Raw genomic sequence first — 23060 nt, 5'->3', positions numbered from 1 at the left:
GCGCAGGTGCGGCCCGATCGGGGTGGTCATCCCCGTGGCTTCGATCCATGTCGTCGACACCAATCGTACCCGAATTCGCGCCTGTGGTCAGACCACACATCCAAGGGTGTCCTAACAGGGGTTTCGGAGCCCGTCCCACACCTGCCGCACTAGGCTTCGATCCGTGAACGACGTGCTCGGCTGGCTCCTCGACCTGGTGCAGAGCGTCGACCCCGTGACGCGCACGATCCTCGCCGGCGTCGGCATCATGCTCGAGACCTCGGTCCTCGTCGGCCTCGTCGTCCCGGGCGACACGGTCGTCATCGTCGCCAGCACCGCCGTCGTCGGACCCGTCCAGTGGATCTCGATGATCCTCGTCGTCATCACCGGAGCGCTCATCGGCGAGTCCGTCGGGTTCGCGCTCGGCCGCTGGTTCGGCCCGCGCATCCGTGCCAGCAGACTCGGCCGCCGCATCGGCGAGCGGCACTGGGCCCGTGCTGAGCGCTATCTCGACCGGCGGGGCGGCATCGCCGTCTTCATCTCGCGGTTCCTCCCGGTCCTGCACTCACTCATCCCCCTCACGGTCGGGATGAGCACGATGAGCTACCGACGCTTCATCTCCTGGACGCTGCCCGCCTGCGTCATCTGGTCCTCGGCCTACGTCTCCGTCGGCGCACTGGCCGCGGGCAGCTATCGCGAGCTGTCGGACCGCCTCCACTGGGCGGGCTACGTCTTCGTCGGCATCATCGTCGTCTTCGCCGTCGTGGTCCTCGTCGTGAAGCGACTCCTCCAGCGGAGCGAGGAGCGACACATGCTGGCCCAGGAGGACGCGACACCACCCGACGACGGCTCGACGCCCCAGTAGCAGACGACCGTCATCGCCGCGAGACGGCGGGCCGGACGCACCGGCATGACAGACTGAACGCGTGAAGGCATCCGACGATCGTCCAACGGCCTCCTCCGACGCCGCCGAGCAGATCCGGCACTTCGCCGCACGGATGGAGGACGCCGTCCAGTTGCGCCGCCAGCGTCGTGCGAGGCGGCACGGACGCGAGGCGGCGGTCATCCCCTTCACCGGCTACGGATCGACGTCCTGGATCCGTGTCCTGGCCAGGGTCGTCCTGGCTGAACCGGGCAAGACCACCGTCCAACCGCAGCAGAAGGTGCGCGGCTGGAAGAGCTTCTTCGCGCTGAGCATCGCCGACCCGACGGTCGAGGTGGAGGTCGACGGACAGCGTCACACGGTCACGGGCGACCGAGGCGGAGTGGTCGACGCGGTGGTCCAGGTGTCACTCACCCCCGGCTGGCACACCCTCCGCCTGAGTTCGGAGGGCAGCGACCCGGTCGAAGCGCCGGTCTTCATCGTCGCCGACGACATCGAGTTCGGCATCGTGTCCGACATCGACGACACGGTGATGGTGACGGCGCTCCCCCGCCCACTCGTCGCGGCCTGGAACACCTTCGTCCTCGACGAGCACGCCAGGACACCGGTGCCCGGCATGGCGGTCTTCCTCGAGCGCACGGCCCGCGAACACCCGGGCTCCCCGATCATCTACCTCTCCACCGGCGCCTGGAACGTCGCGCCGACGCTCACCCGGTTCCTCTCGCGCAACCTCTACCCCGCCGGCGCCCTCCTCCTCACCGACTGGGGTCCGACGCACGACCGCTTCTTCCGCAGCGGTCGCGAGCACAAGCGCAACAACCTCGACCGGTTCGCCGAGGACTTCCCGCGTCTGCGGTGGCTGCTCGTCGGCGACGACGGACAGCACGACGAAGCCCTCTACCGGAGCTTCGAGGAACGCCACCCCGACCGCGTCGCCGCCGTGGCGATCCGTCAGCTCTCCCCCGGTGAGGCGGTCCTCGCCGGTGGGCGCTCGAAGGTCGGTGCCCAGCACGAGGGCGCCCCCTGGGTCTACGCGGGGAACGGCGCAGAACTGCTCGACCAGCTCCACGACAAGCTCTGACGGCACCGATGTCCGTCGTCCCCGTCCTGCGCATCAGATCGCGGCTGCCCCTGCTCCAGGTGCTGAAGACGGCGCTGGCCGCCGTCGCGTCCTGGATCGTCGCGATCACGATCATCCCGGGCCAGCTCCCGGTCTTCGCCGCCATCGCGGCGATCCTCGTGGTGCAGCCGAGCGTCAACCAGTCGTTCGGGAAGGCGCTCGAGCGCAGCCTCGGGGTCATCACGGGCGTCATCCTCGCGACGGCCATCGGGATCGTCTTCGGACACTCCGCCTGGATCGTGCTCCTGGCCATCGTCATCTCCATCCTGCTCGGATGGGTCCTCCGCCTCGGGCCCGGATCCGCCAACCAGATCCCGATCAGCGCGATGCTGGTGCTGTCGATCGGCGCTGCGACCCCGGACTACGCGGTCGCGCGGATCGTCGAGACCGTGCTCGGCGCGGGCATCGGACTCCTCGTCAACGTCGTCCTCGTCGCACCGGTCCTCCTCGCTCCCGCGAAGGAGGCGGTGACCACCCTCGCGCTCGCGTGCGCCGACACCCTGGACCATCTCGCCACCTCACTCACGCGTGCGAACTCGGACGCGGAGCTCGTGGCGCTGCTCCAGGAGGCCCGGGCGTTGAAGCCCCTGCGAGACCGGGCGATCGCCGCGGTGAAGGAAGGCGATGACAGCCTGCTGCTCAACCCTCGTCGATCGAGGCACCGTGACGAGCTCGACCGTCAGCGCCTGCTGCTGCGTCGACTGGAGCCGGTCGTCACGAGGACGCTGGGCATGGCGCGCTCGGTGCACGATCACGACGACCCGACCCTGCATGAGGAGCCGACGGTGGCGGACATCGCCGTCGAACTGACGCGGGCGGCCCACGATCTCAGGCTGCTGGTGAACGGTCGTGCCGCGTCCGACGAGCCGCCGACCGAGACCGCGGAGATCCCGGCGCTGACCGCTCCCCTCGTGATCGCCCGCCCGCACCCCCAGCACTGGATCCTCATCGGATCACTCATGGAGGACCTCCGTCGCGTGCGCGACGAGATCGTCGGCGAGCCGACCTGAGCCGGCCGGATACACGAAGGGCCGGTGGAGCGATGCTCCACCGGCCCTTCGACGTCCTGGGGCTACGCCTGGTGCGCGGCCTGCAGTTCGATGGTGATCGTGACGTCGTTGCCGAGCAGCACGCCGCCGGTCTCGAGCGCCGCGTTGTAGGTGAGGCCGAAGTCCTCGCGGTTGATCTTGGTGGTCGCCGTGGCGCCGAACTTGTAGTTGCCGTAGGGGTCGGTCGCGAAGCCGCCGAACTCGACGGTGAAGGTGACGGGCTTGGTCACGCCCTTGATCGTGAGGTCGCCGTCCACCAGGAAGTCGTCGCCCTTGGCGCGGGCGCCGGTCGAGACGAAGTCGATCGTCGGGTAGGTCTCGGCGTCGAAGAAGTCGCCGGTGCGGAGGTGACCGTCGCGGTCGGCCTGGTTCGTGTTGATCGATGCGACCTCGGCGGACGCGGTGATCTTCGTCTCGAGGGGGTTCTCCGGCGTGACGAACGTCGCGTTGAAGCGCTCGAACTTGCCCTTGACCTTCGAGACCATGATGTGGCGGATGCTGAAGCCGACCTCGCTGTGCGTGGCGTCGACCTCCCAGGTGCCAACCTTGTAGCCGGGAATCGTCAGGGTGTCGGTCATGCGGTACTCCTTGCGTCGATGTGCGGCGCGCTCGCGCCACGTTCTATTCAAACGCACGGACCTGGGAGCTATTCCCGCATCCCCGAGAAATTCTCCTCACCGACATCAGCGCGACATCGGCCGGAGCGACGGCAGGCCGAGCCGGACGCGCAGCAGTCGGTGCGCCGCATCGGCGACCGTCGACTCCGGAATCCTCCCGGACCTGACCGCGGCGGCGATGTCGGCGACGAGCACGGCCGGATCGACACCGGTCGACGACGGCTCCGCCCCGAGGACGTAGAGCAGCATCGTGTTGCCGGCGGCCACGGCGCGGATCGCGTTCTCCGAGGGGTTCTGGTACTCCGGCAGACCCGTGTGCTGCAGCATGAGCATGTCGTCGGTGATCGTGACACCGGTGAAGCCGAGGTCGTTCCGGAGGCGCTCGTGCCAGGCCGCCGACAGCGTCGCCGGTACGGCGTCGACCGCCGAGTAGACCAGATGGCCGAACATCACGACCTCGGCCCCGGCGTCGATACCGGCGACGAACGGCAGGGCATCGGTCGCAGCCCAGTCCGCGGCACCGATGGCGGTCGTCGGGACCGTCGAGTGCGAGTCTCCCGGCGCCTGGCCATGGCCGGGGAAGTGCTTCAGCGTGCTGAGCACCGCACCCCGCTCACCACGGACGGCCGCGGCAACCCGCTCCGCCGAGGCGTCCGGCGTCGTCCCGAGGGCACGGTCGTAGATGAAGGAGCTCGGATCGGCGGTCTCGTCCGCGACGATGCCGAAGTTCACGGTGCAGCCGGCACCGGCGAGCATCACAGCGCGTTGGCGGAACGCCTCCTCGCTCGCAGCGGCCGGTTGCGACTTCAGGGTGTCGGCAGCGGCGAAGACGTCCTCGTCGATGCGCCGGACATCGCCGCCCTCCTGGTCGATGCCGATGAGCAGCGGCATGGTCGGGTCGGGGCTGAGGGCGCTCGTCACCGCGGGCAGCCCCGCGAGACCCGGCACGTTGTCGCCCATGATGATGAACCCGCCCGGCTGATACCGCTCGACGAACGCCCGGAGCGTGCCCGGGTCGGTGCCCGGGGCATGGAGCATCAACATGGATGCGATCCGCTGCTCGAGGGTCATCGCGGCGAGTTCGGCGGCCGCACGCTGGTCGGCGACAGCCGGAGTCGTGCTGGTGGGACGGCTCGACGGCTTCGGGGATCCGGGCCCCGTGCACCCGGACAGGCCGAGGACGGCACCCGCCGCCATCGAGGCGCCGATTGCGAGAAACCCTCGTCGTCCCAGCTGCACCGGCCCACTCTAGGCTCGGATCTTCCACGCAGGCTGGGCGTCGCTCCCGGTGTGGCAGGAGTGACGAATGTGACATCGGCGGCTACACTTGCGTGGGTGACCGCCAGGATGGACGCATGCGCAAGCCGCTGACAGCCCTCTCGCCCCGCTCGAGGGGCGTCTCGCGAGCCGCCGCCCTCGGCGCCGCGCTCGTCATCGCGGTGTCGGTCGCAAGCCCGGCGGCCGCCGTGACCCCCACCTCGTTCCGGACCGCCGACTACCCGAGCTGGGACGACGTCCAGGCGGCCAAGGCGAACGAATCGACCGCGCAGGCCGAAGCCGACCGGATCGTGTCCCTCCTCGACGGACTGCGCGACGAATCCGCCCGGCTCGGCGACGAAGCCGTCCGCCAGGGTGCGGCGGCAGGTGAGGCCAAGGCGGCGTTCGACGCGCAGGCCGCCGTCGCCGACACGATCAGTGCGCAGGCGACCGCAGCAGCTTCGGCAGCGGCATCGAGCAAGCGTCAGGCCGGAGCGGTCATCGCCCAGATGACCCGCACCGGCGGTGTCGACCCGACGCTCTCCCTCGTCCTCTCCGGCGCGGCCGACGACGACCTCCTCTCCAAGCTCAGCGCGATCAGCAAGCTGAGCGAGACCTCGGCTCAAGACCTCGCGTCCGCGACCGCCGCGAGCAACACGGCGACCGCGCTCGCCGAGCAGGCGACTGCGGCCGAGACCGAACGTCAGCGACTCTCGGAGGCGGCGGACGCCAGCTACGAGACGGCGCAGTCCGCGAGCGACGCCGCCGATGCGGCGGTCGCCGAGCAGCAGGCCAACCGCGACCGGTTGTACCAGCAGCTCGCCGTCCTCAAGAACACCACCGCGGCGGTCGAACAGGCCTACGCGCAGAGCCAGGAGGCGATCGCCGCAGAAGAGCAGCGACGCAACGAGGCGACCGGTGGCGAGGGATCCACGAGCGCCCCGCCGCCGGACCTCGCAGCCGACCCGGCCGGCGCGAAGGCGTACGCGCAGTCCGCGATCGGCGCCTACGGCTGGGGCAGCGGAGAATTCCAGTGCCTGCTGCAGCTCTGGACCCGGGAGTCGAGCTGGCGCGTCAACGCCTACAACGAGTCCAGCGGCGCCTACGGCATCCCGCAGTCCCTGCCCGGGAGCAAGATGGCCAGCTCCGGCGACGACTGGCGCACCAATGCGGCGACGCAGATCAACTGGGGCCTGAACTACATCGACAGCCGGTACGGCTCCCCCTGCGGCGCGTGGGCGCACTCGGAAGCGACCAACTGGTACTGACGCCCCGTCTCAACCGGCCTCGGCCGCGCCGAGATTCGTCCCGGCCACCGCCAGCACCACGGTGACGAGCAGGGCGGCCCCGATGATGAGCCGGAACAGCAGACGGTCCGGCGCTCGGGTTCCGACGAGCACGAGCCCCCATACGACGAGCGCGAGGACACCGACGGCGCCCAGCACCCCGACGATCGGCGGTGCGGTCGGCCTGCCGACGAAGATCCCGCTCTGTCCGAGGACGGCGACCACACCTGAGACGCCGAGGGCGACGAAGGCCGTCCGACCGGCGGTCCGCGCGCCGAGCCGGTGCGGCAGACCACGGACGCCGGTCCGCAGGTCGTCCTCGAGATCGGGCAGGGCGTTCGTGAAGTGGATCGCCACACCGAACAGACCACCGACGGCGAGCGTCCACGCGGCCGGCACGATCGGCGGGACGGCAGCGAAGGTGACCACGGCGGGCAGTGCGCCGAACCCCACGATGAACGGGACGACCGACCAGGCCGTCGCCTTGAGACCCAGGTTGTAGGCCCATCCGCAGACGAGGAACAGCAGGTGCGAGGCCGCCGACGCCCAGCCGAGTGATGCCGAGAGCGGAATGCTCGCCGCACCGGCCAGCAGCGCCGCCGCCCGGACTGCCGAGACGCTGAGGTCGCCGCGCGCGACCGGCTTGTCCTGTCGTCCCGAGCGACGATCCCGCCTGGCGTCGAGCCAGTCGTTGGACCAGCCGATCGAGAGTTGCCCGACGAACACCACCACGCCGAGCAGGGCCGTCCGGAGGGGTGGCAGGCCGACGGCCGATCCGAGCACGACCGCGAGAACGGTCACCGCGACGGTCGGCCCGGGATGCGAGGACGCGAACAGACGACGGACCATGGAGAACACCGCCTCAGCTTAGGGTGACACCCGGGCCACGGCGGTACACTGGAGCATGACCGTCTCCGTGAGGGCGATCGGCGTGGCCGTTCCTCAGACCATCCTCCATCAAGACGAGATCAGGGATGTGTTCCGCGACCAACCCGGGCGGACCCGGCTCGCCCAGCGTCTCATCGGCGCCGCCTTCGACGCGTCCGCGATCGACACCAGGCACACCGTCATCGACGCCTTCGACCATGAGGTCGAGACGACCACGGCCGCCTTCTACGACGCGGCGCAGCGGCAGGTGCTCTCCCCGCCCACCGGCGTGCGGAACGACGCCTACATCGAGCACGCTCCCCCGCTGCTCCTCGAGGCCGCACGGCGGGCATTGGACGCCGCCCCCGGCCTGTCGGCGGCGGACGTCACCCACGTCGTGACCGCGTCCTGCACCGGGTTCTTCGCGCCCGGCCCGGAATACCTCCTCGTGCGCGACCTCGGGCTGGACCCGGGCACGGAGCGCTACCACCTGGGGTTCCAGGGGTGTTTCGCCGCGTTCCCCGCCCTTCGCGCCGCAGAGGCGTTCTGTACAGCCGACCCCGACGCCGTCGTCCTCGTGGTCTGCATCGAGCTCTGCTCCATCCACCTCCGTTCCTCCGACGACCCCGACGTGATCCTCGGTTCCTCGGTGTTCGCCGACGGTGCTGCGGCCGCCGTCGTGACCGGTCGGGACACCGGATCCTCCGCGCCCGCGCTCGAGTTCGACGGCTGGTCCACCGCGCTCGTGCCGGACGGCGAGACGGAGATGGCCTGGACGATCGGCGATCACGGGTTCGAGATGGTCCTGAGCGGCGCGGTGCCCAAGCTGATCGGCGAGCACCTCGAGATCGCCCTCCGCCCACTCCTCGCCGCAGCCGACGACGCCCCGGTCTCATCGATCGACCGGTGGGCGATCCATCCCGGTGGCCGGAGCATCCTCGACCGGGTCCAGCGCGGATTCGGGCTCGACGACGAACTGCTGGCTCCGTCGCGCACGGTGCTCCGCGAGTACGGCAACATGTCGAGCGCGACCGTGCTCTTCATCCTCCAGCGCCTGCTCGACGGCGCGCCGACCGATGCCGATGAACGAGTGTGCGCCCTCGCCTTCGGTCCGGGACTGACGATCGAGAGCGCGCTGCTCCGGCTCCGGGCCGGCCGAGCCTGATGCTGCCCGACCTCGGCCGCCGTGCGACGGATCTCCTCGAACTGATGGACGATCCCGACTGCGATCCCGCGCTGCTGGACGCCACCTACGCCAGGTTCGCGACGGTGAACCGGCTCGTCTCGGGCTGGCGTGGTCTGTACCGGTCGCGCATCCGTCCACTCCTCCACCCGTCCCGGACCACGACGATCCTCGACATCGGCTTCGGTGGTGGCGATGTCGCCGTGGCCATCGCCGACTGGGCGCACGCCGACCACCTCCCCGTGCAGGTGGTCGGGATCGATCCCGACGAGCGGTCCGTGGCCTTCGCCCGTCGCCGGTACCCGGATGGCCCCGTCGCCTTCCGTCCGGCGCACAGCAGTGACCTCGTCGCCGCTGGCGAGGAGGCCGACATCGTCCTGTCCAACCACGTGCTCCACCACCTCGATCCCGCGGGCCTGTCGAGCCTGCTCGCCGACAGTTCACGGATCGCCAGACGACTCGTCCTGCACAGCGACCTCGAGCGCAACCGACTCGCGTACGCGGTCTACGGGCTCGCCACCCGTGCAGGACGAAGGCGTTCCTTCCTGCACGTCGACGGGCTCCGCTCGATCCGTCGCAGCTATCGCCAGGAGGAGCTGCAGCGCGTCGTGCCCGACGACTGGACCGTCGAGCGCAGCTTCCCCATGCGACTCCTGCTCTCGCAGACCGTCTCGTCGGCAGCGGACGGCCCACGATGACCGAGGTGCTCGTCATCGGTGGCGGACCGGTCGGCCTCGTGTCGGCGATCCTGCTCGCTCAGGCCGGCGTCGACGTGACCGTCTGGGAGCGACGGCCGGGCTCCCCCTCCGGCACCCGGGCGATCGGGATCCACCCGCCGTCGCTCGACCTGTTCGAGCATCTCGGTGTCCTCGACGAGATCCGCCGCGACGCGGTCCGGATCGACCAGGGCGAAGCCTGGAACGCCGGACGACGCCTCGGGGCGGTCGTGTTCCGTGATCGGCCCGTCCCGCACCCCTACGTCGCCGCGCTCGAGCAATGGCGGACCGAACGGATCCTCCGTGCTCGACTCGAAGCCGTCGCGCCGGGATCGCTCCGGACGGGGACGAGCTGTACGCGGTTGACGCCGGCCGAGGACGGCGTCCTCGTGTCCGGCAGTGACGCCGATGGAACGGTGAGCACCCGCGCAGCCGTCGTGGTCGTCGCAGCAGGAGGACGCGCCACCGTCGACGGGATGCAGGCTCCAGGCCCCCTGCATCGATACCGGGACCGGTACCTCATGGGCGACGTCGCGGATCGGAGTGGGGCAGGTTCCATCGCCAGGGTGCACCTGCACCACCGAGGGGTCGTGGAGTCCTTCCCGCTCCCCCATGGCATGCGACGATACGTCGTGCACACCGGGTACTCGGACGATCAGGACGCCGCCCGCCCGGAACCCACCGCGTCCGACCTCGCGGCCCTCGTCGCCGACCGGACCGGCGACGACGTCGATCCGGCGACGAACACCATGCTCAGCGCGTTCGGCGTGCTTCGTCGACGACGGAAGCGCGTCGTCGACGGTCGGGTCGTCTATCTGGGCGACGCCGCCCACGAGATCAGCCCGATCGGCGGCCAGGGCATGAACCTCGGCTGGTCCGACGCACGGGTCTTCGCGCCACTGATCGCCCGCATGACCACCGGGCATCTCTCGACACAGCACGACGTGGCCGCGGCCGTCTCCCGCCAACAGCGCGCGATCCGTCGGGCCTCATGGCAGGCGGAGCTCAACATGCGCTTGGGGCGTCCGTTGCCGGGCCCGCTCGTCGGGATCCGGGACCTCGCGCTGCGAACCGCGCTCAACGGTCCCGCGATGCCGATCCTCGCCGACGCCTACACGATGCGCTGGCTGCGCTGACGCCGTCCGAGGCCGTGCGTCTCAGTGACCGACGTGCACGCCCGCCGCAGCCTGGTCCGTCCGCCGGATGAGGAACGACGCACCGATCGCGAGCAGCGAGAGCACGGCGCCGCACATGAACGCAGCCTGCACGCCGGCTGCCGTCGCGTCGACCGCGGAACTCCCGACCGCCGCACGAGCCGCCGCGGTGGTCGACATCATGGTGATGAACAACGCCGTCCCCGCTGCACCGGCCAGTTGCTGGACCGTGCCGACGATGGCGCTGCCGTGCGGGTAGAGCTCGGGCCGCAGTGAACCGAGCGCCGAGGTGAGGAGCGGTGTGAACATGAACGCGAGACCGGCGCTCAGCAGCACGTGCACGGCGATGATCATGATGATGGCGCTGTCGACGCCGAGCATCGTCAGCAGCCAGAGCGCAGCACTCACGGCGAAGGCCCCGGGGATCACCAGCGGACGCGGACCGAACCGGTCGAACAGCGACCCGACCAGCGGCGCCAGAGCGGCCATCGTCAGGCCGCCCGGCAGCAGCATGAGGCCCGTGGTCAGGGTGTCGACCTGGAGGACGGTCTGCAGGTAGATCGGCAGGATGATCAGCGAGCCGAACAACGCCATCATCACGATGGCCACGAGGATGATCGAGACGGTGAACGAACGGTTCGCGAACGTGCGCAGGTCCATGAACGCTCGATCGTCGCGCGCCAGCCCGCGCTGCCGGAGGACGAACCCCAGGAGGGCCAGGACGCCCACCGCGAGCGGGATCCAGACGGGCATGAGCGCGTGTCCCTCGGCGGACTCGCCGATACTGCTGAGACCGAAGATGAGGCCACCGAACGCGAAGGCGGAGAGGACGAGCGACAGCACGTCGAAGCGGACCCGACGCGGCTCGGTCACGTTCCGCACGAGGACAGCGCCGAGCACCAGCGAGGCGACGGCGATGGGGAGGACGATCCAGAACATCCAGCGCCAGTCGAGCACGCTGAGGATGAGGCCGGAGACGGTCGGCCCGACCGCCGGCGCGACCGAGATGACGATCGAGATCGCACCCATCGTCCGGCCGCGTGCCGAGACCGGCACGACGTTGAGCACGGTCGTCATGAGCAGCGGCATCATGATGGCGGTACCGCTGGCCTGGACGACGCGACCGAGCAGGAGGGTGCCGAATCCCGGGGACAGCGCGGCGATGAGCGTACCGAGGCTGAACAGCACCATCGCGGTGATGAACATCGTCCGGAGGGAGAACCGCTCCAGGAGGAACCCGGTCGCGGGGATCACGACGGCCATGGTGAGCATGAAGCCGGTGGTCAGCCACTGGGCGGAACTCGCCGTGATGTCGAGGTCCTCCATGAGTCGCGGCAGGGCGACGCTCATGATCGTCTCGTTGAGGATGACGACGAAGGCCGACACGAGGAGCAGCCCGATCAGGAGCTTGGACCCGGGTGGAAGGCGGTCGTCCGAGGGCTTCCCGGTCGTCGGGACGGAACCGGTCGGATTCGGCACGGTTTCAGTCGTCATAGCGGTGTCATCCTTCTCAGGCCTCGGCCGTCGTACGGGCAGACGCCTGCCCTCTCGAAAGACAAGCGCCGTGTCGCCGCGGGTATTCCCATGCGTGTCGACCGGTTACGCGCAGGGCGAAGACCCGTTCCGGACGGACGGTTCCGGTGCCAGCATGAGGACATGACAGTTCCCACCATCACCCTGAACGACGGCCACACCATCCCTCAGCTCGGCTTCGGCGTCTTCCTCGTCGACCCGCAGGAGGCTGAGCGCATCGTCTCGGACGCGCTCGAGGTCGGCTACCGCCACATCGACACCGCTGCCATCTACAAGAACGAGGAGGGCGTCGGCGCCGCCATCGCGAAGTCGGGCATCCCCCGCGACGAACTCTTCATCACCACGAAGCTCTGGAACGACCGCCACCAGAAGGCGTCCGCGCACACCGCCATCGACGAGAGCCTCGACAAGCTCGGGCTCGACCACGTCGACCTGTACCTGACCCACTGGCCGACCCCGGCCAAGGACGACTACCTCGAAGCGTGGCTCGCCCTCGAGGAGATCAAGGCGGCCGGCAAGGCGCGTTCGATCGGCGTGTCGAACCACCAGGTCGAGCACCTCGAGAAGCTGATCGCGGGTTCCGAGACGGTCCCTGCGGTCAACCAGATCGAACTCCACCCGGCGTTCGCCCAGCGCGAGCTGCGCGCCTTCGGTGCCGAGCACGGCATCCACATCGAGTCCTGGGGCCCGCTCGGTCAGGGCAAGTACGACCTCTTCGGCGAGCAGGCCGTCTCCGCTGCAGCCGAGGCGCACGGCGTCACTCCGGCGCAGGTCGTCATCCGGTGGCACCTGCAGAACGGGCTCATCGTCTTCCCGAAGTCGAACTCGCGCGAGCGCATCGCCCAGAACTTCGACGTCTTCGGCTTCGAGCTGTCCGCCGACGAGATCGCGTCCATCGACGCCCTCGACTCGGGCAAGCGCGTCGGCAGCCACCCCGACGAGGTGAACTGACCTCACGGCCTCGCCCAACCTAGAGTCTCAACAACGCAGAAGTCCCCGTCAGCTGTTCGGCTGACGGGGACTTCTCGGTGTTCGGGTGGATCTGAGGGGACTCGAACCCCTGACCCCCTGCATGCCATGCAGGTGCGCTACCAGCTGCGCCACAGACCCGTATTCAACTTGCTTGCCCCTGCTGTTTCAGCGGAAGCAACTTGAATAGGTTACTACATCTTGAGAGCGGTTGTGACCACTTTCGGTGCTCGGCACCGACGGGATGGTCAGTTCGCGGGCTGCGGTGCGGACGAGACCAGCGGAATCACCGGGCAGTCCTTCCACAGACGCTCCAGCGAGTAGTACATCCGCTCCTCCTCGTGGAAGACGTGGACGACGACCTCGCCGAAGTCGAGCAGGATCCACCGCCCCTCGGACTTGCCTTCGCGTCGCAGCGTCTTCACGCCGCTCGCGTTCAGGCGGTCTTCGACCTCGCCGGCGATGGCGACGACGTTGCGCTCACTCCGACCGGTGACGAGGAGGAAGGCGTCGACGAACGGCAACGGACCGGAGACATCGAGCGCGACGAGATCCTCGCCGCCTTTGGACTCGGCTGCGGTCGCTGCGAGCTGGACGGCGTCCAGTGTGGTGTCGGACAGGGTCATGTGGTGTACTCCTCTGGCGATCGCATGGTGCGCGATCGGATGAATGTCGGCAGGGCTAGAACGCTCCGCCGAAGAAACCGATGATGAGCACCGCGATCACGCCGGCGGCGAGCACCGCGGCGGCGATCGCGAGCGTCATCAGCAGCTTGTTGCTCTGGTTGGTGGTGGCCGGGACGACGTCGCGGGTGGAACCGTGGCTACTGACCGCGCGGCTGGCCGCGACCGGGGACGCTGCGGTGACCGAGGCCGGCAGCTCGTCGCCCTCGATGAGTCGGTCGATCCCTGCACCGTCGAAATGGTTCGGGTCTTGACCGGCGGAACCCAGTCCGCGGGGCAGATCGATGGTTCCGGTGATGAGGATCTCGCCCGTGGAGTTGGATGTGGCACCCGCCTCAGCCTGCGCCGGAGCGACGGGGATGATGAGCGAGCTCGTGGTGATCTGCCCCGTGCTCGTCATGCCGCTTCCGAGGAGGTCTTCGAACGCGACCTCGTTGTCGGCCTGCGAAGCCTTCTCGGCTTCGAGTGCCGCGACGAGCATGGAGTCGCGCCCGAACCCCTTCGACAGGGTCGACGCGGGGTCCTCGGAGATGTCGTCGCGGTCCGAGACGTCGAAGAGTGAACCGGTGGCCACCGGTGTCGTGGCGGCGGGGGTCACGGGAGGCGTCGGCGCCTCGGCGGACCGGGCCTTGGCTGCGCGCTCGTCGGCGGCGGCCCGCTCAGCGGCCTTGCGTTCAGCCGCCTTGCGTTCGCGGCCTTGCGTTCTGCGGCCTGCTGTTCTTCGGCCTTGCGCTCGGCGGCCTGGCGCTGCTCGGCCTGCTTGGTGGCCTCGGCTTCGCGACGTTCCTGCTCAGCTGCAGCGGCAGCCTTGGCGTCCGCTTCCTGCTGCGCGAGCTTCGCGGCCTGCTGACGGGCCGCCTTGTTCTGCTTCTGGGGCGGAGCGACCACCTGGTCCGGCGTCCGCGGCGGCAGGGCGACCGAAGGGACCGGCTGCTCGACCGGAGGAGCGACCGGCGCTGCCGGGGAGCCCACCTGCTCGATCGAGCCGGTGCGCTCGAGTTCTCGCAACTGACGGCGCGTGAGTCCACCGGTCGGGGCCGGAGCAGGTGCACCGGATGCCGGAGCGCTCGACGACGGCGCGGGTGACGTGGACGAAGGCGTTGGAACACTCTCGTCGCGCGACGTGGCCTGCTCGGGGATCGCTCCCCCGGCGACGGGTTCGGATGTCGACGCGCGTCGTGTCCGTGGCGCAGCAGCGTCCGGCGTCGCTTCGTCAGCGGACGTCGACGGCTGCTGGCTCGCTCGAGCCTGTCGCCTGGTCAGGGGCGCATCCTCTGGCAACGCGGTCATGTGGCTTCACTCCGATACAGGTGGTGCTTGGTGATGTACTGCACGACACCGTCGGGAACCAGATACCAGACCGGAAAGCCTTTGCTCACCCGGCTCCGGCAATCCGTCGACGATATCGCTAGGGCCGGAACTTCCAACAAGCTTACGTCGTGCTGTGGTAATCCGGAAACGTTCAAATCGTGTCCCGGTCTACTCACAGCGACGAAGTGAGCGAGGTCCCAGACCTCTCTGACGTCTTTCCAACTGAGGATCTGGGCGATCGCGTCGGCACCCGTGATGAAGAACAGCTCGGCATCGGGACGTTTGCGGCGCAGATCGCGCAGCGTGTCGATCGTGTACGTCGGTCCGGCTCGGTCGATGTCGACCCGGCTGACGGTGAAGCGGGGGTTCGCTGCGGTGGCGATCACGGTCATGAGGTAGCGGTGCTCGCTGTCGCTCACGCCCGACTTCCGGTACGGCATGCCGGTCGGGACGAAGACGACCTCATCGAGATCGAAGTGCTGCGCGACCTCCGAGGCGGCGACGAGGTGCCCGTGGTGGATCGGGTCGAACGTCCCGCCCATGACCCCGATCCGAGGACGACGGGTGGTCGTCTCGGTGACGGGCGCGCTCACGCCGGACAGCTTAGTGGCCGTGCTCGCCGTGAGCGGCGGCCGACTCGCCCTTGTCGGCATGGCGGTTGGCGACGTCGCGGTAGCTGAAGGTCACGGCGCCGAGGATGGCGAACAGCACGAGGGCGACCGCGCCGAACACCCAGGTCGGTGCGGCGAGTTCGACGGCGTGCTCCGATTCAGCCAGGACGGCGGTGGCCAAGACGGACGCGGCAATCGACATGATCTCTCCTTCTGTGCGACGCCTGGTGACGCCCGTACCAGTCTAGCGACTACCGACGGGTGTGGCCCGAACCACGCACGAGCCACTTCGTACTCGTGAGTTCCGGCAGCCCCATCGGTCCGCGGGCATGGAGCTTCTGCGTCGAGATGCCGACCTCGGCGCCGAATCCGAACTCGGCGCCGTCGGTGAAGCGGGTCGAGGCGTTGACCATGACGACGGCCGAATCGACCTCGGCGAGGAACCGGTCGGCGTTCACCACGTCGTTCGTGATGATCGCGTCGGTGTGTCCGGTGGAGTATCGGTCGATGTGCTCGAGCGCGGCGTCGAGGTCGTCGACCACGCGCACCGAGAGCTCGAGCGACATGTGCTCGGTGGACCAGTCCTCCTCCACGGCGGGCACGACGTCGGCGAAGACCTCGCTGGCACGTTCGTCCGCGTGGATGAGCACCCCGTGCTCGCGCAGGTCGCCGAGCACGGCGGGCAGCAGGCGCGCGGCCGCAGCGCGGTGGACGAGGATCGTCTCGAGCGCGTTGCAGACCGATGGGCGCTGCACCTTGGCGTTGCGCACGATGTCGACGGCCCAGTCGAGTTCGGCACTCTCGTCGAGGAACACGTGGACGACGCCGGCGCCGGTCTCGATCACGGGGACCGTCGACTCCCGGACGACCGTCTCGATGAGTGACGCGCTCCCCCGCGGGATGAGGACGTCGATCAGGCCTCTGGCGTTCATGAGCTGCTTCGCACCGTCGCGACCGAACTCGTCGATGGTCTGTACCGCGTCCCCGGGAAGGCCGACGGACTCGAGTGCCGATCGCAGCAGCCCCACGAGGACCGCGTTCGAGTGTTCCGCCGCTGACCCGCCGCGGAGCACCACGGCGTTGCCGCTCTTGATCGCGAGGGCGGCGATGTCGACCGTCACGTTCGGGCGCGCCTCGTAGATCGCGCCGACCACGCCGAACGGGACGCGTACCTGTTCGAGCTTCACCCCGTCCGGAGTGTTGCTCCCGCGGACCACCTGGCCGACCGGATCGACGATCGCGATGACGTCGCGGACCGCCACCGCGAGCCCGTCGATGCGGCCCCGATCGAGGCGGAGACGGTCTTGCAGGCCGACACTGATGCCCTGCTCGCGTCCCGCGACGAGGTCGCGCTCGTTGGCGGCGATGACCGCATCCGCGCCCTCGACGATCGCGACGGCGATGGCCTCGAGGGCCCGGTTCTTCTGCGCGGTGGTCGCCTGGGCGAGGACCCGGGAGGCACGCTTCGCAGCGGTGAGACGATCCGCGAGTGGCAGCACGGTGGTGGTTGGCGACGACATGCGTCGATTCTACTCAGCGGCGTCTGGTGGACGCTCTCCGCGTCACGCCGGTTGGAACCAGGTGCCGAGGTGCTCACCGCGGAGGGCGGACGCGACGTTCGTGGTCGACGTCACGAGGACGGACGTCCCCGCCTCGGCGGCCAACCGGGCGGCCGACACCTTCGTGCCCGCTCCCCCGGTGCCGACGCCCGCGGAGCCGATGTCGCCGAAGGTGACGCCCGAGAGGGTGTCTCCGAACGGGACCTCCTCGATCCGCTCGGCACCCGCTTCGTGCGGAGGGCGGGTGTACAGCGCGTCGACGTCACTCAGGAGGACGAGGACGTCGGCCGCGACGAGGACCGACACGAGGGCGGCAAGGCGGTCGTTGTCGCCGAACCGGATCTCGTGCGTCGCGACGGTGTCGTTCTCGTTCACGATCGGCAGGATGCGCAACCCGAGGAGGCGTTCCATCGCCCGCTGGGCGTTGCTGCGGTGACTGGGGTTCTCGAGGTCGCCCGCGGTGAGCAGCACCTGGCCCGCGACGATGCCGAACCGGTCGAGGCTGTCCTGGTACCGGTAGATCAGCACGTTCTGCCCGACGGCTGCAGCCGCCTGCTGCGTCGCCAGGTCGCTCGGACGGGCGTCGAGGCGGAGGTAGGGCATCCCGGTCGCGATGGCGCCCGAGGACACGAGGATGACCTCGGTGCCTCGGGCGTGCGCCTCGGCCAGAGCCTCGACCAGCGCAGTGATCTGCCCGGCGTTGTCGCCACTGATCGAGGAGGACCCGACCTTCACGACGATGCGTCGCGCCGAGGGGATGCCACTGCGCTGGTGGATGGTCACCGGTCGTCGTCCTCCGTCGTGACACCCTCGTCCTGCTGTGCGTCGGCCGGCACGGAGCCGACCTCGAAGCCCTCGTCGTCGTTCCAGAGGCCGGCCGCACGTTCGCGGAGCAGCTCGGCACGGGCCTCGGCCTTGGCGTCCATGCGCTCGAAGTACTCGTCGCGACGCTGGTTGCGCGTCGGGCGGTGGCTCGCGTCGAGACGCGGGTCCGTTCCACGCGGCTGCGTCAGCAGTTCCGCGGTGCTCGTGAGTGTGGGCTCCCAGTCGAAGACCACACCGCCACCCGCACCGATCATCACGGTCGCGCCGGCGACGGCACCGGCCTTGAAGAGCGCCTCTTCGACGCCGAGCTTCGCCAGGCGGTCCGCGAGGAACCCGACGGCCTCCTCGTTGTTGAAGTCCGTCTGCTGCACCCAGCGTTCCGGCTTCGCGCCGAGGATGCGGTAGAGGTTGCCGTAGGTGCCACCCTCGACCGTGACGGTGAACTTGGAGTCGTCGACGGGCTTCGGGCGCAGCACGATCCGGGGCTTGGCGGCCTCGAGGGCTGCGCGGGCGCGGCTCTCCTCGACGAGCTCGCTCAACGCGAACGAGAGCTGTCGGAGGCCTTCGCGCGAGACCGTCGAGATCTCGAAGACCTTGTAGCCGCGCGCCTCGAGGTCGGGACGCAGGAACTCGGCGAGCTCCCTCGCCTCCGGGACGTCGATCTTGTTGAGGGCGATGAGCTGCGGGCGCTCGACCAGCGGCGTCTGCCCCTCCGGCACCGGGTAGGCGGCGAGCTCGGCCAGGATGATGTCGAGGTCGCTGATCGGGTCGCGTCCCGGTTCGAGCGTCGCGCAGTCCAGCACGTGCAGGAGCGCGGAGCAGCGCTCGACGTGACGCAGGAACTCGAGACCGAGGCCCTTGCCCTCACTGGCGCCCTCGATGAGCCCGGGGACGTCCGCCATGGTGTAGCGGACCTCGCCGGCCTCGACGACGCCGAGGTTCGGGTGCAGGGTGGTGAACGGGTAGTCCGCGATCTTGGGCTTCGCCGCGGACATCGCCGCGATGAGGCTGGACTTGCCGGCGGAGGGGTACCCGACGAGCGCGACGTCGGCGACGGTCTTCAGCTCGAGGAGGACGTCGCCTTCCCAGCCGGGCGTGCCGAGCAGCGCGAACCCGGGGGCCTTGCGCTTGGTCGAGGAGAGTGCCGCGTTCCCGAGGCCGCCCTGGCCGCCGGGAGCGACGACGAACTCCATGCCGGGCTCGACGAAGTCGACGAGTTCGACGCCGTCGACGTCCTTGACGACCGTCCCGACGGGCACGGGCAGGATGAGCGTCTCGCCCTGGAACCCGTTGCGGTGGTCGCCCATGCCGAAGCCGCCGGTGTCGGAGCTCCGGTGCGGTGACCGGTGGTACCCGAGCAGCGTCGTGATCTGAGGATCGGACACGAGCACGATGTCACCACCGTGTCCGCCGTTGCCGCCATCGGGGCCGGCCAGCGGCTTGAACTTCTCGCGCTTCACGGAGACGCAGCCGTTGCCGCCGCCGCCCGCTCGCAGGTGCAGTGTGACCCGGTCGACGAATGTGACCATGGACGCTCAGCCCCTCTCTGGATCATGGAACTCGGTTGTACGACAGCAGGGGGCGGGCCGAAGCCCGCCCCCTGCTGGAAAGACGTTGTTGCTACTCTGCAGCAGCGACGATGTTGACGACCTTGCGGCCGCCCTTGTTGCCGAACTGCACGGAGCCGGCCTCGAGGGCGAACAGCGTGTCGTCGCCGCCACGACCGACGTTGGCGCCGGGGTGGAAGTGCGTGCCGCGCTGACGGACGAGGATCTCGCCCGCGAGGACGACCTGGCCGCCGAAGCGCTTCACACCGAGACGCTGTGCGTTGGAGTCACGACCGTTGCGAGTGGAACTCGCACCCTTCTTGTGTGCCATCTCTTCTTCTCCTCGATGCCTTACTTGATGCCGGTGATCTTGACGCGCGTGAGCTCCTGACGGTGCCCCTGACGCTTCTTGTAACCGGTCTTGTTCTTGAACTTCTGGATGATGATCTTCGGACCGCGGAGGTTCTCGAGCACCTCGGCCGTCACCGTGATCTTCGCGAGCGACTTCGCGTCGGAGATGATCTTCTCACCGTCGACGTGGAGCACCGCGGGAAGCTCGATGTTGCCATCCTTGTCGGCCTTGACCCGGTCCATCGTGACGATGGTTCCGATCTCGACCTTCTCCTGCCGTCCTCCGGCGCGCACAACTGCGTAAACCACTACGTACCCGTTCTTTGGGGAGCGAAACGCTCCGACTGACTGTTGCTGGAAGTTACTGCTCGGAAAGGCTCGAACACGTGGGACACCTTGATGGCAGAAAACCGTTGGGCGTGGCATTGAAAACTCAATGCACACCAACGGTCGAGTTTACTTCATCGTGCAGTCCAGGTCAAACCAGTGGGCACAGAACCTCGTGACCGAGGCTGTTCCTCACGGCTCCCACACCGGACGCACTCGACCAGTGTACCCCGGGGGCTCCTGAACGCCGGCCGGGTGCCCGGCGCGTCCGACCACGGACGGGAATCGCGCGAGAGGCTCGATGGTTGGATGGAGGCATGACGGTGCTCATCGATCCCCCGCTGTGGCCGGCGCACGGCACGCTCTGGTCCCACGTGGTGAGCGACAGCTCCCTGGAGGAGTTGCACGCCTTCGCCGGACGCACCGGGCTCCCGCCGCGATCGTTCGACCTCGACCATTACGACGTCCCCGCCGAGCGCCATGCGTCGCTCGTGGCGGCCGGCGCCGTCGCGGTGACCGGCGGCGAACTCGTCCGTCGACTCATCGCCAGCGGCTTGCGCATCACCGCACGCGAACGGCGCGCCTCCCGAGGAGACGCGCCGTCCTGATGCGACCGGACTATTCGGCCTGACGCTGCGCGCCGTCCGAACCGACGGCCTGTCCGCCCGCGAGTGAAGCTGTCGACACCCGGCGGCTGCGGCCGCGACCCTGACCCGGCTGCTTCGGCTCGGGGAGCGCGTCGAGGACGGACTCGAGCAGGTGCTCGGGGTCCGCGACGGCTGCGCGACGCGGCTTGTCGGCGACCGGTGCGATCGGCAGGTCGAGCAAGGCCAGCGCCGGGGCCGCGGATTCGCTCGGCGCCTCGGTGGGGCGTTCCTCCGAAGCACCCCGGCGGGACCCGTCACCGCCGCGACGGCGCGGTTCGCGCTTCTCGCGCCGGCTCCGACGACCGTCGTGCGACCCGGACTGATCCTCCGGTGACGTCGTGGACTCGTCCGCGACCGACTCCTCGGAACCCTGCGCCTCGGTGTGCTGCGACTGCGTGTGCTGCGCCTCGGCCACGACGGCGTCGGCCACGGCCTCGGCGGCGGCGAGCTCCTCGTGGTGCAGCGTGCGCGCCGCGATCAGGGCGAGCGCGTTCTTCGCGTCGTCGGTGATCCCGTGCGTCTGTCCGGCCGGCTTCTGCTGGGCGCTCTGGCCGTTCGAGGACGGCTGGCCGCCCTGGGACCCGCCCTTGCCGCGCCGGCGCTGCTGCTCCGGCTGCGGCGTCTGGCGGTGCTTCACGACGGGGTCGTGGTGCACGACCACGCCGCGTCCGGCGCAGACCTCGCAGGGCTCGCTGAACGTCTCGAGCAGGCCGAGACCGAGCTTCTTGCGCGTCATCTGCACGAGACCGAGCGAGGTGACCTCGGCGACCTGGTGCTTCGTGCGGTCGCGGCTGAGGCACTCCACGAGGCGGCGCAGCACGAGGTCGCGGTTCGACTCGAGCACCATGTCGATGAAGTCGACGACGATGATCCCGCCGATGTCGCGCAGCCGCAGCTGACGCACGACCTCCTCAGCGGCCTCGAGGTTGTTCTTGGTGACCGTCTCCTCGAGGTTGCCGCCGGAACCGACGAACTTCCCCGTGTTGACGTCGACGACCGTCATGGCCTCGGTGCGGTCGATCACGAGGGATCCGCCGGACGGCAGCCAGACCTTGCGGTCGAGCGCCTTCTCGATCTGCTCGGCGATGCGGTAGTCCACGAAGGAGTCGCCCGTGCCGTCGTACGGCTCGACCCGCTCGAGCAGGTCGGGGGCGACGCCGCGCAGGTAGCTCTGGATGTCCTGCAGCGCATCCGAGCCCTGGATGACGAGCTTGTGGAAGTCCTCGTTGAAGACGTCGCGGATGATCTTGATGAGCAGGTCGGGCTCGCTGTGCAGCAGTGCCGGCGACTGGACCGTCTCGATCTGACGGGAGATCTCCGACCACTGCGACTTCAGCCGCGTGACGTCGAGCGTGAGCTGCTCCTCGGTCGCGCCCTCGGCGGCCGTGCGGACGATGACGCCGACGTTCTCCGGGAGGACCTCCTTGAGGATCTTCTTCAGGCGGGCGCGCTCCGTGTCGGGCAGCTTGCGCGAGATGCCGTTCATCGAGCCGTTCGGCACGTAGACGAGGTACCGACCGGGGAGCGAGACCTGACTCGTCAGGCGCGCACCCTTGTGCCCGACCGGGTCCTTCGTGACCTGGACGAGGACCTTGTCGCCACCCTTGAGCGCGAGCTCGATCCGGCGAGGCTGGTTGCCCGTCTCCACGGAGTCCCAGTCGACCTCGCCGGAGTAGAGCACCGCGTTGCGTCCGCGACCGATGTCGACGAACGCCGCCTCCATGCTGGGCAGGACGTTCTGCACGCGGCCGAGGTAGACGTTGCCGATGAGCGACGCCTCCTGGCTCCTGGCGACGTAGTGCTCCACGAGCACGCCGTCCTCCAGCACGCCGATCTGCGTCTTGCCGTTCTTGGAGCGGACGACCATGACACGGTCGACCGATTCGCGGCGGGCGAGGAACTCGGCCTCGGTGACGACCGGACGACGACGACCGGCGTCGCGTCCGTCACGGCGACGCTGCTTCTTGGCCTCGAGCCTCGTCGAGCCGCGCACCTTCTGCGGTTCGGTGATGAGTTCCGGCTCACGCGGCGTGCGGACCTTGACCACGTTGCGGGTGTCGGGGCGCGAGTCGCCACCCCGCTCGCCCTGCTCCGGTCCGTCCTCGCCGGCACGACGACGCGTGCGACGCCTCGACGAGCTGAGCTCCGCCTCGAGCGGTTCGTCGTCGCGGTGGACGATCGGCGGCAGGTCGGGCGCCTGGAACAGCAGCATGGTGGTCGGTGGACGCACCGGTGCGGCAGGTGCCGACTGCTCGTCGGGCCCGGCCGCCTGGGCGTCCGTCTCGGTGCTGGTCGACTCGTCCGCCGTCTCAGGCGTCGTGAGGTGCTGGTCGGTCGGTTCGTGCTCGGTCCCCGGCGTGGCCGGATCCTCGGTGTGCTCTTTCACCATTCCTGGTGTACTCCCCTATGCCGGGTCGGTGGCCGCGCCACCCTCCGGTTCTTCGTCTCGTGCGTGCGGCCGCGGGTGCAGCCGTTCGCAAATCCTGTGTGATCGCTGGCTCTCGGAGCTCTCACGATCGTGCCGGCACGTGCCGGCGGGTCCTGGGCTCTCATTGCCCAACAAGCCTGTTGTGTCGTGCGGTCGAG

At 69.2% G+C, this 23060-nt stretch carries 24 protein-coding genes and 1 tRNA gene; 9 read left to right on the top strand and 16 right to left on the bottom strand.

Features of this window, described 5'->3' with window-relative positions:
- The first annotated feature begins 163 nt into the window (after positions 1-163).
- The 3 genes from AC5JOC_RS18755 (at position 164) to AC5JOC_RS18745 (ending at position 2992) form a co-directional block, all read left to right on the top strand.
- On the top strand, positions 164-844 hold the full coding sequence (locus tag AC5JOC_RS18755) for a DedA family protein (protein ID WP_137241811.1): 681 nt from the start codon (positions 164-166) through the stop codon (positions 842-844).
- A 133-nt stretch (positions 845-977) separates the two neighbouring features.
- Complete coding sequence (locus tag AC5JOC_RS18750) at positions 978-1943, top strand: App1 family protein phosphatidate phosphatase (protein WP_079706285.1); 966 nt, start codon at positions 978-980, stop codon at positions 1941-1943.
- A gap of 8 nt (positions 1944-1951) precedes the next feature.
- Positions 1952-2992 carry an FUSC family protein gene (locus AC5JOC_RS18745; RefSeq protein ID WP_079705739.1) on the top strand — a complete coding sequence of 347 codons (1041 nt, stop codon included), beginning with the start codon at positions 1952-1954 and terminating at the stop codon, positions 2990-2992.
- A gap of 62 nt (positions 2993-3054) precedes the next feature.
- On the opposite strand, the gene AC5JOC_RS18740 is transcribed toward AC5JOC_RS18745, so the two are convergent.
- A complete protein-coding gene (locus AC5JOC_RS18740) occupies positions 3055-3609 on the bottom strand; it encodes a YceI family protein (protein WP_079705738.1) in 555 nt (184 codons plus the stop codon).
- 105 nt (positions 3610-3714) lie between these two features.
- The gene (locus AC5JOC_RS18735) at positions 3715-4845 is read right to left on the bottom strand and encodes a glycoside hydrolase family 3 N-terminal domain-containing protein (protein ID WP_159880257.1); all 1131 of its coding nucleotides are present in this window, start codon (positions 4843-4845) and stop codon (positions 3715-3717) included.
- Positions 4846-5003: 158 nt separating this feature from the next.
- On the opposite strand from AC5JOC_RS18735, the gene AC5JOC_RS18730 reads away from it, so the two are divergent.
- Positions 5004-6173: an aggregation-promoting factor C-terminal-like domain-containing protein gene (locus tag AC5JOC_RS18730; RefSeq protein WP_085510704.1), complete on the top strand. Its 1170-nt coding sequence runs from the start codon at positions 5004-5006 to the stop codon at positions 6171-6173.
- A 9-nt stretch (positions 6174-6182) separates the two neighbouring features.
- Here the strand turns inward: AC5JOC_RS18730 and AC5JOC_RS18725 are convergent, their stop codons facing one another.
- A complete protein-coding gene (locus AC5JOC_RS18725) occupies positions 6183-7040 on the bottom strand; it encodes a UbiA family prenyltransferase (protein ID WP_124770165.1) in 858 nt (285 codons plus the stop codon).
- A gap of 55 nt (positions 7041-7095) precedes the next feature.
- Between AC5JOC_RS18725 and AC5JOC_RS18720 the strand changes: the two genes are divergently transcribed.
- Genes AC5JOC_RS18720 through AC5JOC_RS18710 form a run of 3 tightly spaced genes read left to right on the top strand, consistent with a single transcriptional unit; the run spans position 7096 to position 10093 of the window.
- Positions 7096-8223 carry a type III polyketide synthase gene (locus AC5JOC_RS18720; RefSeq protein WP_124769198.1) on the top strand — a complete coding sequence of 376 codons (1128 nt, stop codon included), beginning with the start codon at positions 7096-7098 and terminating at the stop codon, positions 8221-8223.
- Positions 8223-8939 (top strand): class I SAM-dependent methyltransferase, encoded by a 717-nt coding sequence (locus tag AC5JOC_RS18715; RefSeq protein ID WP_124769197.1) that lies wholly within the window; start codon positions 8223-8225, stop codon positions 8937-8939. The genes AC5JOC_RS18720 and AC5JOC_RS18715 overlap by 1 nt, the downstream gene beginning before the upstream one ends.
- Positions 8936-10093 (top strand): FAD-dependent oxidoreductase, encoded by a 1158-nt coding sequence (locus AC5JOC_RS18710; protein ID WP_137241815.1) that lies wholly within the window; start codon positions 8936-8938, stop codon positions 10091-10093. Before AC5JOC_RS18715 ends, AC5JOC_RS18710 begins: the two co-directional genes overlap by 4 nt.
- Before the next feature lie 21 nt (positions 10094-10114).
- Here the strand turns inward: AC5JOC_RS18710 and AC5JOC_RS18705 are convergent, their stop codons facing one another.
- Positions 10115-11605 carry a DHA2 family efflux MFS transporter permease subunit gene (locus AC5JOC_RS18705; protein WP_159878496.1) on the bottom strand — a complete coding sequence of 497 codons (1491 nt, stop codon included), beginning with the start codon at positions 11603-11605 and terminating at the stop codon, positions 10115-10117.
- A 162-nt stretch (positions 11606-11767) separates the two neighbouring features.
- Here AC5JOC_RS18705 and AC5JOC_RS18700 point away from each other — a divergent pair, with 162 nt between their 5' ends.
- Positions 11768-12595, top strand: coding sequence for an aldo/keto reductase (locus AC5JOC_RS18700; protein ID WP_137241817.1), 828 nt, complete (start codon positions 11768-11770; stop codon positions 12593-12595).
- An 86-nt stretch (positions 12596-12681) separates the two neighbouring features.
- Here the strand turns inward: AC5JOC_RS18700 and AC5JOC_RS18695 are convergent.
- The 11 genes from AC5JOC_RS18695 to rplU form a co-directional block, all read right to left on the bottom strand.
- Positions 12682-12754: transfer RNA gene (locus tag AC5JOC_RS18695), tRNA-Ala, on the bottom strand.
- A gap of 107 nt (positions 12755-12861) precedes the next feature.
- Positions 12862-13239 carry a ribosome silencing factor gene (rsfS, locus tag AC5JOC_RS18690; RefSeq protein ID WP_079002329.1) on the bottom strand — a complete coding sequence of 126 codons (378 nt, stop codon included), beginning with the start codon at positions 13237-13239 and terminating at the stop codon, positions 12862-12864.
- Positions 13240-13294: 55 nt separating this feature from the next.
- Positions 13295-13894: a hypothetical protein gene (locus AC5JOC_RS18685; protein WP_494246984.1), complete on the bottom strand. Its 600-nt coding sequence runs from the start codon at positions 13892-13894 to the stop codon at positions 13295-13297.
- Complete coding sequence (locus AC5JOC_RS18680) at positions 13891-14304, bottom strand: hypothetical protein (protein ID WP_494246983.1); 414 nt, start codon at positions 14302-14304, stop codon at positions 13891-13893. Before AC5JOC_RS18680 ends, AC5JOC_RS18685 begins: the two co-directional genes overlap by 4 nt.
- Before the next feature lie 278 nt (positions 14305-14582).
- Positions 14583-15260 (bottom strand): nicotinate-nucleotide adenylyltransferase, encoded by a 678-nt coding sequence (nadD, locus tag AC5JOC_RS18675; protein ID WP_079705729.1) that lies wholly within the window; start codon positions 15258-15260, stop codon positions 14583-14585.
- A complete protein-coding gene (locus AC5JOC_RS18670; protein ID WP_124769192.1) occupies positions 15211-15420 on the bottom strand; it encodes a hypothetical protein in 210 nt (69 codons plus the stop codon). Before AC5JOC_RS18670 ends, nadD begins: the two co-directional genes overlap by 50 nt.
- 49 nt (positions 15421-15469) lie before the next feature.
- Positions 15470-16738, bottom strand: a complete 1269-nt coding sequence (locus AC5JOC_RS18665) for a glutamate-5-semialdehyde dehydrogenase (RefSeq protein ID WP_494246982.1) — start codon at positions 16736-16738, stop codon at positions 15470-15472.
- 42 nt (positions 16739-16780) lie between these two features.
- On the bottom strand, positions 16781-17560 hold the full coding sequence (gene proB / locus AC5JOC_RS18660; protein ID WP_079002325.1) for a glutamate 5-kinase: 780 nt from the start codon (positions 17558-17560) through the stop codon (positions 16781-16783).
- Complete coding sequence (obgE, locus tag AC5JOC_RS18655) at positions 17557-19131, bottom strand: GTPase ObgE (RefSeq protein WP_079705726.1); 1575 nt, start codon at positions 19129-19131, stop codon at positions 17557-17559. The genes proB and obgE overlap by 4 nt, the downstream gene beginning before the upstream one ends.
- A gap of 91 nt (positions 19132-19222) precedes the next feature.
- Positions 19223-19480 carry a 50S ribosomal protein L27 gene (gene rpmA, locus AC5JOC_RS18650; protein WP_056006626.1) on the bottom strand — a complete coding sequence of 86 codons (258 nt, stop codon included), beginning with the start codon at positions 19478-19480 and terminating at the stop codon, positions 19223-19225.
- A 20-nt stretch (positions 19481-19500) separates the two neighbouring features.
- Positions 19501-19809, bottom strand: coding sequence for a 50S ribosomal protein L21 (gene rplU, locus AC5JOC_RS18645; protein ID WP_079002324.1), 309 nt, complete (start codon positions 19807-19809; stop codon positions 19501-19503).
- 335 nt (positions 19810-20144) lie between these two features.
- On the opposite strand from rplU, the gene AC5JOC_RS18640 reads away from it, so the two are divergent.
- A complete protein-coding gene (locus tag AC5JOC_RS18640) occupies positions 20145-20435 on the top strand; it encodes a DUF4031 domain-containing protein (protein ID WP_064295598.1) in 291 nt (96 codons plus the stop codon).
- 10 nt (positions 20436-20445) lie between these two features.
- Here AC5JOC_RS18640 and AC5JOC_RS18635 read toward each other — a convergent pair whose 3' ends face one another.
- Entirely contained in the window at positions 20446-22860 is a 2415-nt protein-coding gene (locus tag AC5JOC_RS18635) for an Rne/Rng family ribonuclease (protein WP_494246981.1), read from the bottom strand.
- Positions 22861-23060: the final 200 nt, after the last annotated feature.

Source organism: Plantibacter sp., from assembly GCF_059073635.1.
The sequence above is the reverse complement of the archived record's forward strand: the minus strand, read 5'-3'. Positions and strand labels throughout refer to the sequence as shown.